Here is a 19,210-nt window from a genome sequence, read left to right as displayed (position 1 = left end):
AGCGTCGTGAGCGCGCCCGCGTGATCGACGGGGCCCGGCTCGTCGAGTACCTGAGCGCGTCGCTCGACGGTGCTCGCGTCGGGCTGGCCGAGCCGCCCGCGCCGGTGTCGGGCGGCTTCGACACCACGATCTATACGCTGCGCCTCGTCGGGGCGCCGCCCAATCTGTCCGGGCCGCTCATTCTCCGCGTGCTGGCGCCGCACTACGATCCACGGCGGGCGCTCCGCGAGCAGGCCATCCAGAATGCGCTCGCCGAGCAGGGCTATCCCGCGCCGCGCGTGCCGCTGGCCAGCGCGGACCCGGGCATCCTCGGCGCGGGCTTTCTGATCATGGAGCGGCTGCCCGGCCGGCCGCTCCTCGCGATGCGCCGGCTCGGCATGGCGCGGGCATTGGTGCGGGCGCAGCGCCGCCTGCACGCTCTCGATCCGGAGCCGGTGCTGAAGGCCATCGAGGGCGCGATGCCGAACGGCAGCCGCGAGCACACGGTGGAGGGTGAGCTCGCCCAGTACGAGCGGCGCGTGGCGCGCAGCTCGCTCCTGGGCCTGGCGCCCGCGCTCGGCTGGCTCCGCGCGAGCCGGCCGTCGGTGGAGGGGCCGACCGTGGTCTGCCACGGCGACTTCCACCCCCAGAACCTCCTCGTGAACGATCGACTCGAGCTCACCGGCGTGCTCGACTGGCCCAACACGCTCTTCGCCGAGCGCGAGTACGACGTGGCGAACTCGCGGGTGATCCTGCGCTACGCACCGGCGGACCTGGTGGAGGTGCCGCGGTCCATGCGGTGGGTGGTCCGCGCCGCGCGCCTGGCCCTGGTGCGTCGTTTCATGGCCGGGCATCGACGCGCGGCCCCGCTCGCCCCGTCCGCCTTCCGGTACTACGAGGCCCTGGGCTGCATGCGCGGGTTTCTCCGCGTAGCCGAGCAGCGCGTCCTGGCCGCGCGCGCGGGCACGCCGCTGACCCGCATCGACGCCTCGAGCTTCGGCGAGCGGCTGGCGCGGCGCTTCGCGCGGCTGACCGGCGTGCGCCCCTCGCTCCCTCCCATCAAAGGACCATCGAAATGACCTGGCGCATCGGCGTGGACATCGGCGGCACGTTCACCGACGTGGTGGTGGCGGACGAGGCCACGGGCAGCCTCGACGTGGTCAAGGTCCCGACGACGCCGCGCGACTTCGCCCGCGGCGTCCTGGACGCGCTGGATGCCGCCACACGGCGGCACGGCGTCGTGCCCTCCCAGGTCTCGTTCCTCGCGCATGCCACCACCGTGGTGACCAACGCGCTGCTCGAGGAGAAGGGGGCGCGCACCGCGCTCCTCACGACGCAGGGCATGCGCGACGTGCTGGAATTGCGCCGCTCCGCCCGGGCCAGCCTCTACGACCTTTTCCAGGACGGCCCGCACGTGATCGTGCCGCGGCACATGCGGCTCGAGATCCGCGAGCGCCTGGACGCCCAAGGGCAGGTGGTGACGCCGCTCCGGATCGAGGACGTGGATCGCGCCATCGACTTCCTGCGCCGCCACGAGGTGCAGGCGGTGGCGGTCTGCTTCCTCTACTCCTTCCTGAACGACGCGCACGAGCGCGCGGTGGGTGCGCGGCTTCGCGCCGCGCTGCCCGGCGTGCCCGTGTTCCTGTCATCGGAGGTGCTGCCCGAGATCCGCGAGTTCGAGCGCACCAGCACCACCGCGGTGTGCGCCTACGTCGGGCCCATCCTGGCCTCCTATCTCGACCGGCTCGAGTCGGCGGTGAAGAGCCAGGGCTTTCCCTCGCCCTACGTCATGGGCTCGTCCGGCGGCGTGTTCACGGTGGCGGAGGGGCTCACCATGCCGGCGATGGCGGTGGAGTCCGGGCCCGCCGCCGGCGTCATCGCCGCCCAGCTCATCGGCCGGCGGCTGGGGCTGCCGAATCTCATCTCGTTCGACATGGGCGGCACCACCGCGAAGGCGAGCCTCATCGAGCGCGGCGAGGTGAGCACGACCTCGGAATACGAGGTGGGCGGCGGCGCGAGCGCACGACGTTGGATGCACGGCACCGGGCATCCGATCCGCGTGCCGGTGATCGACCTGGCCGAGGTCTCCGCGGGTGGGGGAAGCATCGCATGGATCGATCCGGGCGGGGCGCTGCGCGTGGGGCCCGAGTCCGCGGGCGCCGAGCCGGGGCCCGTGTGCTATGGCCAGGGGGGCGAGGCACCCACCGTGACCGACGCCGATCTGGTGCTGGGCTACCTGAACCCGGTGGCGCTCCTGGGCGGCGCGCTGCCCGTGCACCTGGACCGCGCCCGCGCCGCCATCGAGTCGCGGATCGCGCGGCCGCTGAAGCAGGGCGTGCTCGAGGCCGCCACCGGCATCGTGGACGTGGTGACGGCCGGCATGGCCGCGGCGCTCCGCATCGTGTCGGTCGAGCGCGGGCACGATCCCCGCGAGTTCACGCTGGTGGCCTTCGGCGGCGCGGGCCCGGTGCACGCGGCGCGGCTGGCCCAGGAGCTCGAGATTCCGCGCGTGATCGTTCCGCCGATTCCCGGCGGCTTCTCGGCGCTGGGGCTGGTCGCCTCTGATTTTCGCCGCGACTACGTGAAGACGTTCTACGCCCGTCTCGACGAGGCGCGCATGGAGGACGTGGCCGCGGCCTATGCCGCCATGGAGGACTCGGCGCGCGCCATGCTGCGCGCGGCCGGCGTGTCCGAGGCGCGCTGGGAGGTCACGCGCGCCGCCGACTGCCGCTACGGCCGCCAGGCCTACGAGCTGACGGTGCCGATGGCGGCAGGCCCGGTGAGCGCGGCGAGCCTCGCGCGGCTGGCCGCGGACTTCCACGGAAAGCACCGGCAGACCTACGGCCACGCGAGTCCGGACGAGGCGGTGCAGTGCGTGAACCTGCGCGTGGCCGCGGTGGGGCGACTGGACGCGCTGGACGTGGCGAAGCGGGGTGGCACGCCGGTGACGAGCGACCGCACGCCCGCGAGCAGCCCCCGCGAGGTCTATTTCAAGGAGACGGGCTCGGTGCGCTGCGACGTGATCCCGCGGGAGGCGCTGGCCCCCGGCGCGCGCCGCGCGGGTCCCCTCATCATCGAGGCGATGGACGCCACCGTGGTGGTCCCGCCGGGCTGGCGCGCCCGCGTGGACGCCGGCGGCTTCATCGAGCTCACGCAGGAGGCGTGGTCATGACCGCGATGTCGAGCACCGATCCCGCGACCTTCGAGGTGGTCAAGAACGCGCTCTACTGCGCCGCCGAGGAGATGAAGGTGGTCCTGGCCAAGACCGCCTACTCGCCGCTGCTCAAGGTGGCGGGCGACTATTCCTGCGGCCTCTTCGACGTGGGGGGCGAGATGGTCGCGCAGGGGCCGGATCTGCCCATTCATCTTGGCTCCATGCCGCTCGCGGTGAAGGCGGTGATCCGCGCGTTCCCATCCTTCGAGCCTGGCGACGTCTTCATCCACAACGATCCCTACTTCGGCGGGAGCCACCTGCCCGACGTGAACGTCGTGATGCCCGCGTTCCACGAGGGCACGCTGCTGGGCTTCGCGTGCGTGCGCGCGCATTGGCCCGACATCGGCAGCAACACACCGGGCTCCTACGGCACCGCGACGGAGATCTACGGTGAGGGCCTGCGGCTGCCGCCGGTGCGCCTGGTCAAGGCGGGCGTGCCCAATGCGGACGTGGAGGCCATCATCTTCACCAACGTGCGCACGCCGGAAGAGCGCCGCGGCGACCTGCGCGCCCAGATCGCGGCGAATCTCCGTGGCGTCACGCGGCTCGCCGAGCTGGCCAAGAAGTACGGCGCGGGGCGCCTGCTCAAGATCATGCAGGAGGTGCTGGATTACTCCGAGCGCATGATGCGCGCGATGCTCTCGGGGCTGCCCGACGGGACCGCGTCTTTCGAGGAGCTCTGCGACGGCGACGGCGTGCTCGAGCAGGGCGAGACCACGGATCGTCCGTTCAAGATCCGCATGACGGTGACCAAGCGCGGCGACACGCTCACCGTCGACTTCGCCGGCACCGACAAGCAGGTCGCCGGCCCCATGAACGCGCCACTCAACGTCACCGCCTCCGGCATCTACTGTGCGATCAAGATGGTGGCGGATCCGACCGACCTCGTCCCCCCCAACTCCGGCTGCTGGCGCCCGGTGGAGCTTCACGCCGAGCCCGGCACGGTGGTGCATGCCCAGGCCCCCGCGCCCGTGGTGTTCGCCAACCACGAGATCTCCCACCGCGTGGCCGACATGCTCTTCGGCGCCCTCGCTCAGCTCGCGCCCGAGCGCGTGATGGCCTGCTCGCAGGGCACGTCCGCCATTCTCACCGTGGGCGGCGTGGACTACCGGAACGGCGCACGCTTCGTCTCCTACGAGACTATCAAGGGCGGCTTCGGCGCCCGCCCCACCAAGGACGGCGTCAACGGAATGTCCAGCGGCATCTCCAACACCATGAACACGCCCATCGAGATCCTGGAGATGTCCTTCCCCGTGCGGGTGGAGCGCTACGCCGTCATCCCGGACTCGGGCGGGGTGGGGAAGTACCGCGGCGGCTGCGGTGTCGAGCGCGTGTGGCGCATTCTTGGGAATCCCGCCCAGGTCAGCGTCTGCCTCGAGCGCGGCGTCACCCCGCCCTTCGGCCTGGCCGGCGGCGGTCCCGGCGCGGGCGCGCGCGTGAGCCTGATCGCATCCGACGGCGCCGAGCGGCGGCTCAACACCAAGGGCACGTTCACCGCCGAGCCGGAGTCCCAGGTGGTGATGCACGCGCCGGGCGCCGGCGGCTACGGCCCGCCGAGCGAGCGCGATCCGGCGCGGGCGCGGGAGGACGCAGTGAACGGGTACGTGGGGACCGGCGCGGATTGCAGCGCCTGTGCGCCCGCCGGAGGTCGATGATCGTCCGAACCACCCTCGCGGCGTTCTTCGCCGTCGCCCTGCTCGCCACGCCGTTGATCGCAGACGCCCAGTCGGCGGAGAGGATGGTCCGGCTGGGCTATCTCTCCATCGGCAGCCAGAGTGGGAGCGGCCTCTATACCCGTCCCCTGGAGGGATTCAAGCAGCAGCTACGCGAGCTCGGCTGGGTCGAAGGGCGGAACCTCGCCATCGAGTACCGCTTCGCCGACGGCCGCACCGAGCGGCTGCCCGCCCTGGCGGAGGAGCTGGTCCGCATCAAAGTCGACCTCATCTACGCCAGCCCGACGCCCGCGGCGCTCGCCGCGAAGAAGGCCACGAGCACGATCCCGATCGTCGGAGGGAGCCTGACCGAGCCGGTCGCGGTAGGCCTCGTGGCCAGCCTCGCCCGCCCGGGGGGCAACGTCACGGGGGTGTCGTACGCCTTCGGCACCGAAATCTTCGGAAAGCAGCTGGAGATGCTCAGAGACGTGGCCCCCAGGGTGCGGCGCGTGGCGGTCCTCGCGAATCCGCCTAGCACTCCCGCGTATCCGCAGATGCTGGAAGCCACCAAGGCCGCGGCCAGGTCGCTCGGATTGGAACTGCAGCTGATCGAGATTCACGAGGCCAAGGAGTTCGACGCGGCCTTCGCGGCCATGACCAAGGAGCGCGCGGAGGCACTCCTGGTGATGGGGCACCCGATATTCTTCCTCAACCGCCAGCGGCTCGCCGAGCTCGCGGTGAAGCATCGGCTCCCCTCGATGTCCACGCAGGAGCAATGGGTGGACGCGGGAGGCCTCATGTCCTATGGGCCGAACTTCGTCGATCTGGCTCGCCGAGGCGCCGTCTACGTGGACCGGGTTCTCAGGGGCGCCAAGCCCGGCGACCTCCCCATCGAGCAGCCGACCAATCTGGCGCTCGTGCTGAACCTCAAGACGGCCAAGCGGCTCGGGATCACGATCCCGCCGGCGCTGCGGGAGCGGGCGAATCAGGTGATCGAGTGATGCTCGACACGCTGATCACCGGCGGCCACCTCCTCACCATGACGGGCCCCGGCGTCGGCTTCGTGGAAGACGGTGCCGTCGGCATCCGTGGCCGCAAGATCGTCGCGGTGGGGCCGCGCGCTCAGGTCGAGGCCCAGGGCCCCGCCACCATGACGCTCGACGCGCGAGATCGTCTCGTCATGCCTGGCCTCGTCGACGCCCACATGCACTCGGCGGCGGTGCTCGGGCGAGGGTGGGCGCAGGAAGTCGAGAAGTGGATGGACTCGGCCTACGGGCCCATGCTGCGCAACGTGGATCCGGCCGACGCGCCGCTGGCCACGCTCTGGGCGTTGATGGAGGGCGTGGCGAACGGCACCACCACGTTCGCCGACTACACGCGGCCCATGGGCGAGCTGGTGAAGAGCCACGCGCTGCTGGGGAGCCGCGGCGTCGTGTGCGACAGCATCAGCGAGCGGAACTTCGCCAACCGCGATCAGTGGATCGCCCAGGGCTGGAAGCCGGGGGATCCCACGCCGCTGGACGCGGAGGCGGGCAAGGAGTCGCTCGAGCGCTCACTGCGGCTTCACGAGCAGTGGGACGGCCATGACGAGGGGCGCATCCGCGTGATCTTCGGCCCGCACGCCGCGGACTTCCTCTCCAAGGAAATGCTGCTGCGCGTGCAGGCCGAGGCGCGCAAGCGCGGCTGCCGACTGCATCTTCACGTGGCGCAGGACCCGCGGGAGAACAACGCCACCCAGCAGCGCTTCGGCCTGCGCGCCATTCCCTACCTCGAGTCGATCGGGCTCCTGGCCCCCGACCTGATCGCGGTGCACCTCTCCACCGCCACCGAAGCCGAGGTGGAGACGGTGGTGAAGGCCGGCGGCGGGATGGTCTGCTGCGCCAACTCCATCGGCATCATCGACGGGGCGATGCCGCCGGCGGCGCTGTTCAAGCGCCTCGGCGGGCGGGTGGCCCTGGGCTCGGATCAAGCCCCGGGCAACAACTCGCACAACATCTTCAGCGAGATGCGGGCGACGGCGATGTATCCCAAGATCCGCGCCGAGCATCCGCTGGCCATTCCCTCGTGGCAGGTGCTGCGGAGCGCGACCATCGAGGGCGCGGAGGTGCTGGGCGTGGCCGATCGTGTGGGCTCGCTGGAGGTCGGCAAGGACGCGGATCTGATCTTCCTCGATCTCACGCGCCCGCCGCTGGCCCCCGTGCTGCTGCGCCCGGCGCGGAACCTTGTGGCGAACCTCGTCTACGCGGAGACGGGGCGGAATGTCGTGCTTTCGATGGTGGCCGGCAAGATCATCTACCGGGACGGCCGTTTCACCAACGTCGACGCGGAGCAAGTCCACCGCGACGTGCGGGCCGCCGCCGAGCGCCTGCAGCGCGCCACCGCTGCCGACGATCGCACGCGCGACCTGCCCATCGTGGACCTCACGCGGCGCGGCCTGGTCTAGCCCGCGCGCAAGGGGCTTTCACAACGGGGTGTCGGCGGGGTCTAATGGGTCGAACCCATTTTTTCCGAGGAGGCCCACCATGGCGGCCGACCGCAGCCACAATGCCCTGAACGACACGCAGCGCGCCCGCCTCGAGGCCTTCATCAAGGGCCAGAGCGACGCCGATCTCCAGCGCCCGCTCCCCGCGGGCTGGACGGTGGCGGGGGTGCTGGCGCACATCGCCTTCTGGGATCAGCGCGCGTTCCTGCTCCTGGACGAGTGGGAGAAGACGGGCAAGGCCCCAAAAGCCCTCGACGAAGGCGCCGGCGCCATCGACTGGATCAACGACGCCTCCAAGCCGATGTTCCTCGCGATGCCGCCCCGGCGCGCCGCCGAGCTGACGCTCTCGATCGCGCGGGCCACCGATGCCAAGATCGCGGGGCTGCGCGACGACCTCATCGAGAAGAACAAGGCGGCGGGCACGCCTGTGTCGCTGGATCGCGCCGAGCATCGAAGGGAGCATCTCGACGAGATGGAGCGCGCGCTCAAGCCCCGCTAGGCTAGCGCGCAGCGGATGCAGAAGCGCATCCACATTCTCGGAGCGTCGGGTTCGGGCACCACAACGCTCGCGGCGGCGCTCGCCGAGCGGCTCGGCTGCGCCCATCACGACACGGACACATTCTTCTGGCTCTCGACGGATCCGCCCTTCCAGCACATCCGCGAGCGGGTGGCGCGGACCGCCTTGCTCCGCACCGAGCTGGAACAGCCCGGAGGGTGGGTACTCTCGGGCTCGCTCTGCGGCTGGGGCGACGTATTCATTCCGTTGTTCGATCTCGTGGTGTTCTTGTTCGTCCCCGCCGACCTCCGCATGGCACGGCTGCGGGCCCGGGAAGTCACGCGCTACGGCGCGGAGACGATCGCCCCCGGCGGGGCGATGCACAAGGGATCGACCGAGTTTCTCCAGTGGGCGGCCGGCTACGACGAGGGCGGGCTCGAGATCCGCAGCCTGCGCGTGCACAACGAGTGGCTGGCCACGCTGCCCGGGCCGGTGCTCCGGCTCGAGCGCGTGGCCAGCGTCGCGGACAATCTCGCCGCGGTGCTGCGGGCCCTCGGCGAGCCCGCTCCCGCGGCTACTTCTTGACCTTCACGTCCTCGTAGGGCGCCGAATAGGCGTGGCCCGGGATGAGGCTCATCCCGGATTCCTCCACGCGCGGGCCGACCGCCCACAGGAACGCCGACTCCATCAGCGGCGCGTGGGTCACGCGGTCGGCGATGAGCTTCTGGATCTGCTGCAGCATGGCCTCGCGCTTCTTCCGGTCCAGCTCGCGCGACTGGCGGATGAAGAGATCCTCGGCCTCGGGGATCACGCTGTACGAGTAGAAGCCGTCCTTCGTGACGAAGGGCTCGAGCCGCGTGGCCGCGTTGCCGGCCGGCGCCACCAGCGCCATGATCACGCCAGGGATCTTCTTCTCGCGCCAGGCGGTGAGGAAGGCGGCGCGCTCCATGGTCTTCAGGGAGGTGCGGATGCCGACGGCGCGGAGATAGTTGGCGATGGCCTCGCCCATGGAGAAGTAGGGCGGAAATGGGGTGAAGTCCCCCGCGTCGAGGCCGTTGGGGAAGCCGGCCTCGGCGAGGAGTGCCTTGGCCTTGGTGGGATCGTAGGGCGCCGGCGGAATGTCCAGCGCGAACTCCATGGCCTTGGGGACGATGCTGCCCGACGGGCGCGCGAAGCCGAGCCACTCCGCGTCGCTCACCGCCTTGCGGTCCACCGCGAGGCTCGCGGCCAGGCGCACCCGCCGGTCATGCCACGGGGATTTCGGATTGGCCTGCTCGGGGAAGTCGAGCCAGTACTTGCCGAGCGACGGCAGGGGCGAGGCCACCTTGAAGCCGGGGGTGCGCTTGAGCTCCTCTGCAATGGGCCCGGACACGAGGTAGGCGATGTCCACCTCGCCGCGCTTCACCGCGGCGGCGCGCGTCGCCTCGTCGGTGATGGACCGGAAGACGAGCCGCTTCACGGCGGGCGCCTTCCGCCAGTAGCCCTCGAAGGCCTCGAGCACCAGGTCGACGCCGGGATTGAACGACACCACCTTGTACGGGCCCGCGCCGATCGGCGCCTTCTTGAAACCCTCGTCGCCCACCTTCTCCACGTACTTCTTGGGCACCACCCAGCCGATGCCGGAGGCGGTGGTGCCGAAGAACGCCATGAAGTCCGGCCACGGCTCTTTCAGGATGATGCGGACGTGGAGCGGGTCCGGCGTCTGCACCTCCTTCACGCGGTCCTTGATGAGCTTGGCCGCCGCGCCCTTGTAGCGGTCGAAGGAGAACTTCACGTCCTCGGACGTGAGCGGGTCGCCGTTGTGGAACTTGACGTTCTTGCGCAGTACGAAGTCGTAGGCGAGCCCGTCCTTCGACGGTGTCCACGACTCGGCGAGGCTCGGCCCCGAGGCGACGCCTGGCATCGGCTTCACGAGCGCGTCGTGGATGGCGTAGAGCACGAGGAACGGCGTGACCAGCGCCTCGGTCTCCGCAGGGTCGAGCCAGCGGTTGGCGAGGGTCACATGCACGCCCCACGTCATGGTGCCCTCGGGCGCGGCGCCGGCACGTTCGGCGATGGTGAATGAGAGCGCGGTGAGAACGAGCAGCGCGGGCAAGGCGCGAGCGATCCGGGTCCGGGTCATGGATGTCCTCCGTGCCGGCAGAGTATCACTCCGGCTCGACGCCCAGCCCCACCCCGATGCGGTTCGTGTAGTTGAAATATCCGGTGAGGAGCGCCACCTCGAAGATCTCGGGCTCGGAGAGGCCGGCCGCCCGGAGGCTGTCCACGTCCGCCGGCGCCATGGCGCGGGGCGCGCGCGTGAGCTTGAGCGCGTAGGCCACGACGACGGCGTCGGGCCCGGTCACGAGCCCGTCGGCGAGAGCGCGGTCGGGGTCGGCGGCGAGAACGCCCACCACCGTCTCGTCCACGCGGTGCGCGCGGAGCAGCTCCGAGTGGAGCTGGGTGCAATCGCGGCAGCCGTTCTCCGCGGAGACCGCCACCGCGATCAGCTCCTTCCGCCGCTTCGACAGCACGCCGAGCTTGCCGATGCGCTCGTAGAAGTCCAGGTGCGCGTGCAGATGCGCGGGGCTCACGCTGTATGCGCGGTAGAAGGGAATGACGCGGCCGAGCGCGCGCACGATGCGCGCGTACGCGTCCTTGAGCGTGCCCTCCGCCCTGTCTTCGTGGGTTTCGCCGATCCAGGCCATGCCGGTGCCTCCGAGGGGAAGCAGTATATAGTGATCGGCGATGAAGGTCGTGCTGATTCCCGGCGACGGCATCGGCCCCGAGGTGTCGGCGGCGGCGCAGGAAGTCGTGGCGGCGGCGGGCGTCGCCATCGACTGGGACATCGCGCATGCCGGCGTGGCCGCCGCCGAGCGGTTCGGCGATCCCTTGCCCGAGGCGACGCTGGCGGCGGTGCGGCGCCACCGCGTGGCGCTCAAGGGCCCGTGCACCACGCCCATCGGCGGGGGCTTCCGCTCCATCAACGTGCGCCTGCGCCAGGGGTTGGATCTCTTCGCGAGCGTGCGCCCGGTGCGCACCTTGCCCGGCGTCACCGTGCCCTTCGACCACGTGGACCTCGTGGTCGTCCGCGAGAACACGGAAGGCCTCTACTCCGGGCTCGAGCACGTGGTGGTGCCGGGCGTGATCGAGAGCCTGCGCATCGTGACGCGTGCGGCTGCCGACCGCATCGTGCGCTTCGCCTTCGAGCTCGCGCGACGCGAGGGGCGCCGGCGCGTGACCTTCTGCCACAAGGTGGACGTGCTCCGTCTCTCCGACGGCCTCTTTCTCGATGCCGCCCGCGCCGTCGCCGAGGCGTATCCCTTCATCGAGTTCGAGGAGCGCCGCATCGACAACCTCTGCATGGAGCTGGCCCTCGATCCCTCGCGCTTCGACGTGCTCGTGATGGAGAACCTCTTCGGCGACGTGATCAGCGACCTCTGCGCGGGGCTGGTGGGCGGGCTCGGCCTGGTCCCCGGCGCCAACATCGGCGAGCGCTACGCGGTGTTCGAGGCCGTGCACGGGAGCGCGCCCGACATCGCCGGCAAGGGGCTGGCAAACCCCATCGCCGTCATCCGCTCCGCCGCGCTGCTCCTCGACCACATCGGCCAGCGCCAGGCGGCCCGCCGCGTGGAGACCGCGGTGGAGCGCACCCTCGCCGCCCGGCGCGGGCTCACCCGCGATCTGGGCGGGCAGGGCACCACGCGCAGCCTGACCGACCAGATCATCGCGTATCTGAAGGAGGCCGCGTGAGCCGCGACCTCGTCCTCATCCAGGGCGGCGGGGTCGGCCTCGACGAGGAGGCGGCGGTGCGCCGCATCGTGGCCGCCGCCGGCGTGGACGTGCGCTGGCGTGTCTTCGAGGCCGGCCAGGCCGCCATGGACAAGGGCCTGCCGCCCCTGCCGCCCGCCACGCTGGAGGCGGTGCGGGAGGCCGGCCGCGCGCTCAAGACCAAGCTCCTGAACCCGCCGGGTAGCCACGACACCAACTTCAACGTGGAGCTGCGCCGCGCCCTCGAGCTCTTCGCCTCGGTGCGCCCGCTCCGCAACCTCGAGGGCGTGCCCGCGCGCTTCCGCAACGTGGACATCCTCCTCGTGCGAGAGATCACGGAGGATCTCTACGCGGCCGGCGAGCACGAGATCGTGCCGGGCGTGGTGCAGAGCATCAAGGTGGTGACGGAGGCGGCCTGCCGCCGGATCTGCCGCTTCGCTTTTGCCCTCGCCCGAGTCGAGGGCCGGAAGGTCATCCACTGCATCCACAAGGCGAATATCTTGAAGCTCGCCGACGGCCTCTTCCTCGAGTGCTTCCGCGAGACCGCGCGCGATTTCCCGGAGATCCTGCCGCGGGAGATGATCGTGGACAACTGCTGCATGCAGCTCGTGTCCAACCCCGCCCAGTTCCAGATGCTGGTCACCGGCAATCTCTACGGCGACCTCCTGAGCGATCTCGGCGCGGGGCTCGTCGGGGGGATCTCCGCGACGGTAGGCATCAACCACGGCGTCTGGCACGGCGCGCCGCTCCGCGTGTACGAATCCATCCACGGGGCGCCGCGCGAGGTGGTGGGGGAGAACCGCGCCAATCCCCTCGCGCTCACGTTCGCCGCCTGCGCGCTGCTTCGTGATGAGGGCGAAGCGGCGGCCGCCGAGCGCATCCGCGGCGCGGTGCGCCGCGTGCTCGAGGCGGGACGCGTGCGCACGGGCGATCTGGGGGGCACCGCCACCACGCTCGACATGGCCGCCGCCATCGAGTCGGCGCTGCGCGAGGCGGCGTGAGCGAGATCGTCATTGGCGCCTACGCCGATGCGGAGCGGGCGGTGGCGGCGCTCGCCCCGCGCCCCGCCGCCCGCCGCGCCGCCGTGCTGCCCCGGGGCGTCGTGGGCGACGAGGCGCGGCTGGCCCTCCGCGACGCGGGCATCGAGTGCCTGACCACGCTGGACGCCGGCGGGCCCGCCGAGGCAACCTGGCTGGCCCGCGAGCTGGCGGATGCCGAGGGGTGGACGCTGGCCGACGGAGCCGGCGGCGGCGCCGGCGCCGCGGGGCAGGGGCCGGGCGACGTGGTCGGCTGGTACGAGCTGCGCGTGGCGCCCCATGCCCTCACCACCGACCGGCCGATCACGCGCCTCCATGGCGCGCGGCACTACATCGCCTCGTTCAACCTGCTCGGACAGGGACGCCTGAACCAGCGCTGCGGCGAGCTCCTCTACGAGCGCCTGGCCGACGAGGGCATCGCGCGAGACGAATCCTTCGACACCGTGGTCTGCTCCGAATCCAAGGCGGTGGGCATGGTGCAGGTGCTGGTCGAGTCCTTCGGTCTCGACCGCTACGTCGTGCTCCGCAAGGGTCTCAAGAACTACATGCCGCGCGCGCCGCGGCCGCCCCTCGTCGAAGAGGCCACCAGCATCACCACCGCGGGCGCCCAGGCCCTCGTGCTCGACCCGCTCGACCTCGCCCTCGTCGAGGGCCGCCGCGTCCTCCTCGTGGACGACGTCGTCGCCACCGGGGGCACCGTCCGCGCCGCCTGCCGCCTGCTCGGGCGCGCGGGGGCGACCGTCGCCGCCACCGCCACCGTCCTGCTCAAGGGCCCCGAGCCCGACGTGCCTCGCTTCGTCGCGCTCGCGCGGCCCCTCCTCTGAGGCCCCCATGTCCACGCGCTACTTCGAAGACTTCAAGGTCGGCGACGTCGTCGAGGCCGGCTCCCGCACCGTCACCAAGGAGGAAGTGCTCGCCTTCGCCCGCGAGTTCGATCCCCAGCCGTTCCACGTCGACGAGCCGGCGGCGAAGCAATCGATCTACGGGGGGCTCATCGCGAGCGGCTGGCACTCCGGCTCCCTGCTCATGCGCATGTTCTACGAGGCGGTGTTTCGCGACGCCGCGTCGATGGGCTCGCCTGGCATCGACGAGCTGCGCTGGCTCAAGCCGGTTCGCCCGGGCGACACCCTGAGCTTCCGCGCGACCGTGCTCGAGGCGACGCCGTCGCGCTCCAAGCCGGACCGGGGGCTCATCAAGACCCACTGCGAGCTGCTGAACCAGCACGGCGAGGTGGTGATGTCGCTCAAGCCCATCAACTTCATCCGGCGGCGCCCCTCCCCCTGACGGGGGCCGTGGCGTCAGACGCGGTACACGTACTCCCGGCCAGGCTCCCGCTCGCAGTCGGGAGGATACGAGCGGCGCTTCTCCGCGAAATAGCGAAGCCGGTGGTCGCCGTCGGACGCGCGATTGTAGGTGACGTAGAGCACGCGGCGGGGCGCGTCGGTGCCATTGGGCGCGGACCGGTGGGGCACGTAGGAATCGAAGAACACCGCGTCGCCCGACTGCGTGGGGCAGACCTCGAAGCGCATGCCTGCTGTCTCCGCCTCGCCGAGCGGCTTCCACTCGGCGCCCACGAGGCCACGCCGGTGCTGTCCGGCCGCGAGCTCGAGACAGCCGTTCTCGACAGTGGCGTCATCGATGCTCACGAGTGCGGTGAGGAAGAGCGGGGCGAAGACCGACCAGCCCGCCTGCTGGTCCTGATGGGGCTCGAAGCCGGTCCCGCCCGGCATCTTGAAGTTGATCTTGTCCTTGAAGAGCGCCGCCGGCCCGCCGAGCAGGGCCGCGGCGACTTCCGCGAGCCGACCCGCGAACAGCGCGCGAAAACCCTCGTGGTACGGCTCGAAATTTTCGATGCGGTTCCGGACGCGGCGCCCCGGCTCGGTGCGATGCGGCTCCCAGTAGACCATGTGCCGCCCCGGCACTTCCGGCCAGGCGGTGAGCTCGTCGGTCCACGCGCCGAGACGCGCGGCCTCCGCGGGCGAGAGCAGGCCGGGAAGGACGAGGAAGCCGTCGCGTGCGTAGCGGGCGCGTTGCTCGGATGAAAGAAGCCGGCTCACCGCCCCAGTATAGCCAGTCATGCCTTCTCCACGCGCGCCTCCAGCTTCGGGCGCGCCGCCATGCGGGTGGCGTACCAGGCGCCGAGGAGGCCACCGAGCACCGCGAAGACGGTCTCGCCGCCGAGCCGCCAGAGGATATTGGGCGCGGCGGCCGCAAAGGCCACCCAGTCTACCTGCTGGCCGTTCTTCCCCGCCTGCTGCTGGAGGTGATAGCCGACCAGCAGCAGCTCGCCGAGCAGCACCGACGCCAGCGTGAACACCGCGGCGGTCACCTGGACGGGGCGCGCGCGCTTGCCTGCCGCCAGGGTCGCGCCCCAGCCGATGAGCAGTCCGGTGCCGATGGCGACGAACCAGAACACGCGGTGGGTCGTGACGGCCAGGCCCGCCCACACGACGGCGCCGAGCACCGCGAGGATGGCGGCGGCAAGGACGGCGAGCGGCAGGTTCATCGGCGCGGCCTCGTAGCGCTCCATGGCCTGGCGCACCTCGTGCTGCAGCCGCTCCGTGCAGGCGGGGCAGACGCGATCCACCACCCCGTTGAGGAGCACCGGCTCGGCGCCGCTATCGCTGCCGCAAAGACGGCAGCGGGCGGGCGCGGGCGGGCTCGCCGTCTGCACGGCATGGAGCAGCGCGTCCAGCTCGCCCGCCACCGCGTCCACGCCGGGGCGCTGGAAGAAGATCACGGGGTGGCGATGCACGACCATGCCCTCTTCCACCTTCACGCGCTTGGGCTTGATGCCCTTCGCCGTCACCTCGGCGGAGCGGCCGATGGCCTCCCGCACCGCGGGATCGCGCGCGGCATCCCCGTGACGGATGATCTCCACGATGCACTCCGTGTTGCCGTCGCGGCCGCAGGCCACCTCGACCAGATAGCCGTCGCGGACGCCGTAGGCGAGCTTTCTGTCGGGGACGCTCTTGAGCCCGAGCCGGGAGCCTGCCTGAGCGACCGTGTCGGCGAGGCTGGCGATGACGCCCTCCCTGTCCGGTGACGGATCGATCGGATCGCTGCGTCGAGGGTAGGGGGCCGGCGCCTTCACGGTCAAGAAATCCGCGTGACCCGCTCGGGAACCGGGGGTAGACTCGCCGCGTTGATCTTCCCGGAACGACATCGCAGCTTCCCAATGCGGTCAAGGAGGTCGTGTATGGCGGGTTGGCGGCGCATGGTGCTCCTGGGCGTGCTCGCCTCGGTGGGATTCTGGCTCGCCACCGCGCCGGCGGACGCGCAGGTGCGGGGTGGGACGCTGCGCATCGGGATGGACGCGGACAACACGACCATGGACCCGCATCTCTCCACCGCCGCGGTGGACCGGCAGGTCTACAACAACATCTACGGCAAGCTCTTCGACATCGACGCGAAGTTCGGCATCGTGCCGCAGCTCGTGCAGTCCTGGGAGGTCAAGTCCGGCGGCCTCCTGTACGTCTTCAAGCTCCGCCGCGGCGTCAAGTTTCACGACGGCACCGACTTCAACGCCGACATCGTGAAGTGGAACTTCGACCGCATGCGCGATCCCGCCCTGGCCTCCCCCCGTCGCAGCGAGATTGCCCCCGTGAAGGACGTGAAGGTGGTGGATCCCTACACGGTGGAGCTCACCCTGTCCACCCCCTACGCGCCCTTGCTGTCCGTCCTCACCGATCGCGCGGGGATGATGGTGTCGAAAGCCGCCGTCGAGAAGTACAAGGACGACTACGCGCGCAATCCCGTGGGCACCGGGCCCTTTCGCTTCGTGGAGTGGATGAAGGACGACCACCTCACGATCAAGCGCTTCGACGGCTACTGGGAGAAGGGCCTGCCCTATCTCGACGAGGTGATCTACCGGCCCATCCCGGACCAGTCCGTGCGGTTCACCGCGATGCGCACGGGGCAGATCGACTTCATGCACCAGATCGCGCCGAAGGACGTGGCGGCGGCCAAGGCCGAGAAGGGGCTCAAGGTCTCCGAGATCCCGAGCCTCTGGTGGCAGGGTATTCATTTGAACAATCAGGTGGCGCCGTTCACGAGCAAGCCGATCCGCCAGGCCATCTGGTATGCGGTGGACCGCACCGTGATACAGCGCGTGGCGTACCAGGGGCTGGGCACGCCGGCCTGGAGCCCGTTCCCCTCGAGCATGTGGGCGCAGGACACGGACTTCTCCGACTGGCGCCGCGATCCCGCCAAGGCCAAGGCGAAGCTCGCCGAGGGCGGGATGCCCAACGGCTTGTCCTTCACCGTGAAGGGACTGCCCGCGCAGGTGCAGGAGCTCCAGATCATCCAGGCCCAGCTCAAGGACGTCGGCGTGGACATGAAGATCGAGCAGCTCGAGTTCGGCAAGCTCCTCGCCGACCTCAACAGCCACAACTTCGTGGCCCTCCGCATCGGCTGGTCCGGGCGTCCCGACCCCGACGGCAACGCCCACGCGTTCCTGCACAGCAAGGGCGGCCTCAACCGCGTGCGCTACAGCAACCCCAAGATGGACGAGCTGCTGGACGCCGCGCGCACGGAGGGCGACCAGGCCAAGCGCAAGGCGCTCTACGCCCAGGTCACCCGGATCGCCGCGGAGGACGCTCCCTACATCTGGATTCACCACGACGCCGAGGTGAAGGTGTGGGGCGAGCACGTCAAGGGCTTCGAGCACATCTCGGACGGGATGATCCGCGTCAAGGGGGTCTCGCTCGACAAGAAGTAACCCGCGCGGCCGCGCATGCTTCAGCTGATCGGGCGGCGCCTGCTCGCCACGCTGCCGCTCCTGCTGGCGGTGAGCGTGGTGGTGTTCTCGTTCATTCACATGCTGCCCGGCGACCCCGCCGTGCTCTTCCTCGGCGAGGAAGCGACGCCGGACAACCTCGCCCGCTTCCGGGCGAAGCTGGGCTTCGACCGGCCGCTCGTCGTCCAGTACGGCGACTGGCTGGGCCACGCCGTGCGCGGCGATCTCGGCCGGTCGATCAGGACCAACCAGCCGGTTGTATCCGCCATCGTCGAGCGGCTGCCGGTGACGCTCCGGCTGATCGGGATGGCCATGCTCATTTCCCTCTGCATCGCCCTGCCCCTCGGCATCGTCTCCGCGGTGAAGCGGAACTCCGGCGTGGACCTCGCCAGCACGTTCTTTGCCCTCTTCGGCTTCTCCACGCCCAATTTCTGGCTGGGCCTGATCCTCATCTACGTCTTCGCTCTCGTGCTGCGGTGGCTGCCGCCCTCGGGCTTCGACGGGACGCGCTCGCTGATCCTGCCCGCGATCACGCTCGGCACCGCGCTGGCCGCGCTCGTCACCCGCCAGCTCCGCTCGGGCATGCTCGAGGTGCTGCGCCAGGACTACGTGCGCACCGCACAGGCGAAGGGGCTCGCCGACCGCGTGGTGATCGGCAAGCATGCGCTCAAGAACGCGCTGATCTCGGTGGTGACGGTGATCGGGCTTCAGATCGGCGCGCTCCTCGGCAACACCATCATCACCGAGAGCCTGTTCGCGTTGCCCGGCGTCGGGCGACTCATGATCGACTCCGTGTTCAGCCGCGACTTCTTCGTGGTCCAGGGCGTGATCCTGTTCCTCGCGGTGGGCTACGTCGTCGCGAACCTCGCCGTGGACATCCTCTACTCGTATCTGGATCCGCGGATCCGGGTGCACTGATGGCGATTCGTGCGGCGTCCCTCGGCGGCACCAGCCTCGGCGCCATCGCGCTCGGCCAGTTCCGGCGGAGCATCGTGGGGCTGGTCGGCGCGGCGCTCGTGGGGCTCTTCATCCTCGTGGCCGCGCTGGCGCCGCTGCTGAGTCCCTACGACCCCGTGGCCACGGACTTCGCCGAGGTGCTGACGCCGCCCTCCGCCAAGCATCTCTTCGGCACCGACGACATTGGCCGCGACATCCTGAGCCGCGTGATCTACGGCAGCCGCGTGTCCATGCAGGCCGGGCTCTTCACGGTGGCGGTGGCGCTCTCCATCGGCCTTCCGCTCGGCCTCATCGCCGGCTACGTCGGCGGGCGCGTGGACAACCTGCTCATGCGCGCGCTCGAGGTCGTGCTCTCCTTTCCGGGTCTCGTGCTCGCGCTGGGCATCACCGCGGTGCTCGGGCCCAAGCTGATCCACGCCCTCTTCGCCATCGGCGTCGTGTTCGTGCCGAACTTCGCACGGCTGATCCGGGCGCAGGTGCTGACCGTGAAGGAGAACGACTTCGTGGCGGCGGCGCGCGCGCTCGGCGCCTCCGACGGCCGGCTCGTGATCCTGCACATCCTCCCCAACTGCCTGGCGCCGTTGCTCGTGCAGTCCTCCTTCTCGGTGGCCTTCGGCATCCTCACCGAGTCCGCGCTCTCGTTCCTGGGCATGGGCACGCAGCCGCCAACACCGTCGTGGGGCATCATGCTCTCGATGGGGCGGGGCTACCTCGAGCAGGCGCCCTGGCTGGGCGCGTTTCCCGGCGCCGCCATCTTCCTCACCGTGCTCGGCTTCAACCTCCTCGGCGACGGCATCCGCGACGCGCTCGACCCGCGGCTCAAGACCTGAGCGACTGTCTCGGGAGTCAAGCGGGTTGCCATGGGCGTCTGTCGCGGAGGATGGCGTTGAGCATGACGAGGAGCT

The 19,210-nt window shown here is 70.6% G+C and carries 18 protein-coding genes; 14 read left to right on the top strand and 4 right to left on the bottom strand.

What is annotated here, in order from left to right:
• The first annotated feature begins 20 nt into the window (after nucleotides 1–20).
• The 7 genes from VFX14_14410 to VFX14_14380 all read left to right on the top strand — a co-directional run bounded on the left by VFX14_14410 (nucleotide 21) and on the right by VFX14_14380 (nucleotide 8,408).
• Complete coding sequence (locus tag VFX14_14410) at nucleotides 21–1,058, top strand: phosphotransferase (protein HEU5190873.1); 1,038 nt, start codon at nucleotides 21–23, stop codon at nucleotides 1,056–1,058.
• Nucleotides 1,055–3,151: a hydantoinase/oxoprolinase family protein gene (locus VFX14_14405; GenBank protein ID HEU5190872.1), complete on the top strand. Its 2,097-nt coding sequence runs from the start codon at nucleotides 1,055–1,057 to the stop codon at nucleotides 3,149–3,151. Before VFX14_14410 ends, VFX14_14405 begins: the two co-directional genes overlap by 4 nt.
• Nucleotides 3,148–4,848 carry a hydantoinase B/oxoprolinase family protein gene (locus tag VFX14_14400; GenBank protein ID HEU5190871.1) on the top strand — a complete coding sequence of 567 codons (1,701 nt, stop codon included), beginning with the start codon at nucleotides 3,148–3,150 and terminating at the stop codon, nucleotides 4,846–4,848. The genes VFX14_14405 and VFX14_14400 overlap by 4 nt, the downstream gene beginning before the upstream one ends.
• Entirely contained in the window at nucleotides 4,845–5,846 is a 1,002-nt protein-coding gene (locus VFX14_14395) for an ABC transporter substrate-binding protein (protein ID HEU5190870.1), read from the top strand. The genes VFX14_14400 and VFX14_14395 overlap by 4 nt, the downstream gene beginning before the upstream one ends.
• Nucleotides 5,846–7,288: an amidohydrolase family protein gene (locus VFX14_14390; protein HEU5190869.1), complete on the top strand. Its 1,443-nt coding sequence runs from the start codon at nucleotides 5,846–5,848 to the stop codon at nucleotides 7,286–7,288. Before VFX14_14395 ends, VFX14_14390 begins: the two co-directional genes overlap by 1 nt.
• A 79-nt stretch (nucleotides 7,289–7,367) precedes the next feature.
• The gene (locus tag VFX14_14385) at nucleotides 7,368–7,826 is read left to right on the top strand and encodes a maleylpyruvate isomerase N-terminal domain-containing protein (protein HEU5190868.1); all 459 of its coding nucleotides are present in this window, start codon (nucleotides 7,368–7,370) and stop codon (nucleotides 7,824–7,826) included.
• 15 nt (nucleotides 7,827–7,841) lie between these two features.
• On the top strand, nucleotides 7,842–8,408 hold the full coding sequence (locus VFX14_14380; GenBank protein ID HEU5190867.1) for an AAA family ATPase: 567 nt from the start codon (nucleotides 7,842–7,844) through the stop codon (nucleotides 8,406–8,408).
• Here VFX14_14380 and VFX14_14375 read toward each other — a convergent pair.
• Nucleotides 8,398–9,945, bottom strand: coding sequence for an ABC transporter substrate-binding protein (locus VFX14_14375; GenBank protein ID HEU5190866.1), 1,548 nt, complete (start codon nucleotides 9,943–9,945; stop codon nucleotides 8,398–8,400). The genes VFX14_14380 and VFX14_14375 overlap by 11 nt on opposite strands.
• Nucleotides 9,946–9,970: 25 nt before the next feature.
• Entirely contained in the window at nucleotides 9,971–10,510 is a 540-nt protein-coding gene (locus VFX14_14370; GenBank protein HEU5190865.1) for a peroxidase-related enzyme, read from the bottom strand.
• 40 nt (nucleotides 10,511–10,550) lie between these two features.
• Between VFX14_14370 and VFX14_14365 the strand changes: the two genes are divergently transcribed.
• The 4 genes from VFX14_14365 to VFX14_14350 are packed head-to-tail and all read left to right on the top strand — an operon-like array spanning nucleotide 10,551 to nucleotide 13,894.
• Nucleotides 10,551–11,555: an isocitrate/isopropylmalate dehydrogenase family protein gene (locus VFX14_14365; GenBank protein ID HEU5190864.1), complete on the top strand. Its 1,005-nt coding sequence runs from the start codon at nucleotides 10,551–10,553 to the stop codon at nucleotides 11,553–11,555.
• Nucleotides 11,552–12,574: an isocitrate/isopropylmalate family dehydrogenase gene (locus VFX14_14360; protein HEU5190863.1), complete on the top strand. Its 1,023-nt coding sequence runs from the start codon at nucleotides 11,552–11,554 to the stop codon at nucleotides 12,572–12,574. Before VFX14_14365 ends, VFX14_14360 begins: the two co-directional genes overlap by 4 nt.
• Nucleotides 12,571–13,434, top strand: coding sequence for a phosphoribosyltransferase family protein (locus VFX14_14355; protein ID HEU5190862.1), 864 nt, complete (start codon nucleotides 12,571–12,573; stop codon nucleotides 13,432–13,434). Before VFX14_14360 ends, VFX14_14355 begins: the two co-directional genes overlap by 4 nt.
• A gap of 7 nt (nucleotides 13,435–13,441) precedes the next feature.
• Nucleotides 13,442–13,894 (top strand): MaoC family dehydratase, encoded by a 453-nt coding sequence (locus VFX14_14350; GenBank protein HEU5190861.1) that lies wholly within the window; start codon nucleotides 13,442–13,444, stop codon nucleotides 13,892–13,894.
• A gap of 14 nt (nucleotides 13,895–13,908) precedes the next feature.
• On the opposite strand, the gene VFX14_14345 is transcribed toward VFX14_14350, so the two are convergent.
• Together VFX14_14345 and VFX14_14340 are read right to left on the bottom strand one after the other, a co-directional pair.
• Nucleotides 13,909–14,688: a phytanoyl-CoA dioxygenase family protein gene (locus VFX14_14345; GenBank protein HEU5190860.1), complete on the bottom strand. Its 780-nt coding sequence runs from the start codon at nucleotides 14,686–14,688 to the stop codon at nucleotides 13,909–13,911.
• Nucleotides 14,685–15,704, bottom strand: coding sequence for a hypothetical protein (locus tag VFX14_14340; protein ID HEU5190859.1), 1,020 nt, complete (start codon nucleotides 15,702–15,704; stop codon nucleotides 14,685–14,687). Before VFX14_14340 ends, VFX14_14345 begins: the two co-directional genes overlap by 4 nt.
• 105 nt (nucleotides 15,705–15,809) lie before the next feature.
• Here VFX14_14340 and VFX14_14335 point away from each other — a divergent pair, with 105 nt between their 5' ends.
• The 3 genes from VFX14_14335 to VFX14_14325 are packed head-to-tail and all read left to right on the top strand — an operon-like array spanning nucleotide 15,810 to nucleotide 19,135.
• A complete protein-coding gene (locus VFX14_14335) occupies nucleotides 15,810–17,330 on the top strand; it encodes an ABC transporter substrate-binding protein (GenBank protein ID HEU5190858.1) in 1,521 nt (506 codons plus the stop codon).
• Between the two features lie 15 nt (nucleotides 17,331–17,345).
• Nucleotides 17,346–18,266: a nickel ABC transporter permease gene (gene nikB, locus VFX14_14330; protein ID HEU5190857.1), complete on the top strand. Its 921-nt coding sequence runs from the start codon at nucleotides 17,346–17,348 to the stop codon at nucleotides 18,264–18,266.
• Entirely contained in the window at nucleotides 18,266–19,135 is an 870-nt protein-coding gene (locus VFX14_14325) for an ABC transporter permease (protein ID HEU5190856.1), read from the top strand. Before nikB ends, VFX14_14325 begins: the two co-directional genes overlap by 1 nt.
• Nucleotides 19,136–19,210: the final 75 nt, after the last annotated feature.

The sequence above is a fragment of the Candidatus Methylomirabilota bacterium genome, from assembly GCA_035764725.1.
Classification (GTDB): Bacteria; Methylomirabilota; Methylomirabilia; order Rokubacteriales; family CSP1-6; genus DASRWT01.
This window is presented reverse-complemented; position numbering and strand designations above follow the sequence as displayed.

Bases quoted from the DNA above. Each gene is read 5' to 3' on its own strand.
- VFX14_14335 (HEU5190858.1), top strand. From the start codon at position 15,810: ATGGCGGGTTGGCGGCGCATGGTGCTCCTGGGCGTGCTCGCCTCGGTG.
- VFX14_14370 (HEU5190865.1), bottom strand. From the start codon at position 10,510: ATGGCCTGGATCGGCGAAACCCACGAAGACAGGGCGGAGGGCACGCTC.
- VFX14_14345 (HEU5190860.1), bottom strand. From the start codon at position 14,688: ATGACTGGCTATACTGGGGCGGTGAGCCGGCTTCTTTCATCCGAGCAA.
- VFX14_14385 (HEU5190868.1), top strand. From the start codon at position 7,368: ATGGCGGCCGACCGCAGCCACAATGCCCTGAACGACACGCAGCGCGCC.
- VFX14_14325 (HEU5190856.1), top strand. From the start codon at position 18,266: ATGGCGATTCGTGCGGCGTCCCTCGGCGGCACCAGCCTCGGCGCCATC.
- VFX14_14365 (HEU5190864.1), top strand. From the start codon at position 10,551: ATGAAGGTCGTGCTGATTCCCGGCGACGGCATCGGCCCCGAGGTGTCG.
- VFX14_14390 (HEU5190869.1), top strand. From the start codon at position 5,846: ATGCTCGACACGCTGATCACCGGCGGCCACCTCCTCACCATGACGGGC.
- VFX14_14400 (HEU5190871.1), top strand. From the start codon at position 3,148: ATGACCGCGATGTCGAGCACCGATCCCGCGACCTTCGAGGTGGTCAAG.
- VFX14_14405 (HEU5190872.1), top strand. From the start codon at position 1,055: ATGACCTGGCGCATCGGCGTGGACATCGGCGGCACGTTCACCGACGTG.
- VFX14_14395 (HEU5190870.1), top strand. From the start codon at position 4,845: ATGATCGTCCGAACCACCCTCGCGGCGTTCTTCGCCGTCGCCCTGCTC.
- VFX14_14380 (HEU5190867.1), top strand. From the start codon at position 7,842: ATGCAGAAGCGCATCCACATTCTCGGAGCGTCGGGTTCGGGCACCACA.
- VFX14_14375 (HEU5190866.1), bottom strand. From the start codon at position 9,945: ATGACCCGGACCCGGATCGCTCGCGCCTTGCCCGCGCTGCTCGTTCTC.
- nikB (HEU5190857.1), top strand. From the start codon at position 17,346: ATGCTTCAGCTGATCGGGCGGCGCCTGCTCGCCACGCTGCCGCTCCTG.
- VFX14_14350 (HEU5190861.1), top strand. From the start codon at position 13,442: ATGTCCACGCGCTACTTCGAAGACTTCAAGGTCGGCGACGTCGTCGAG.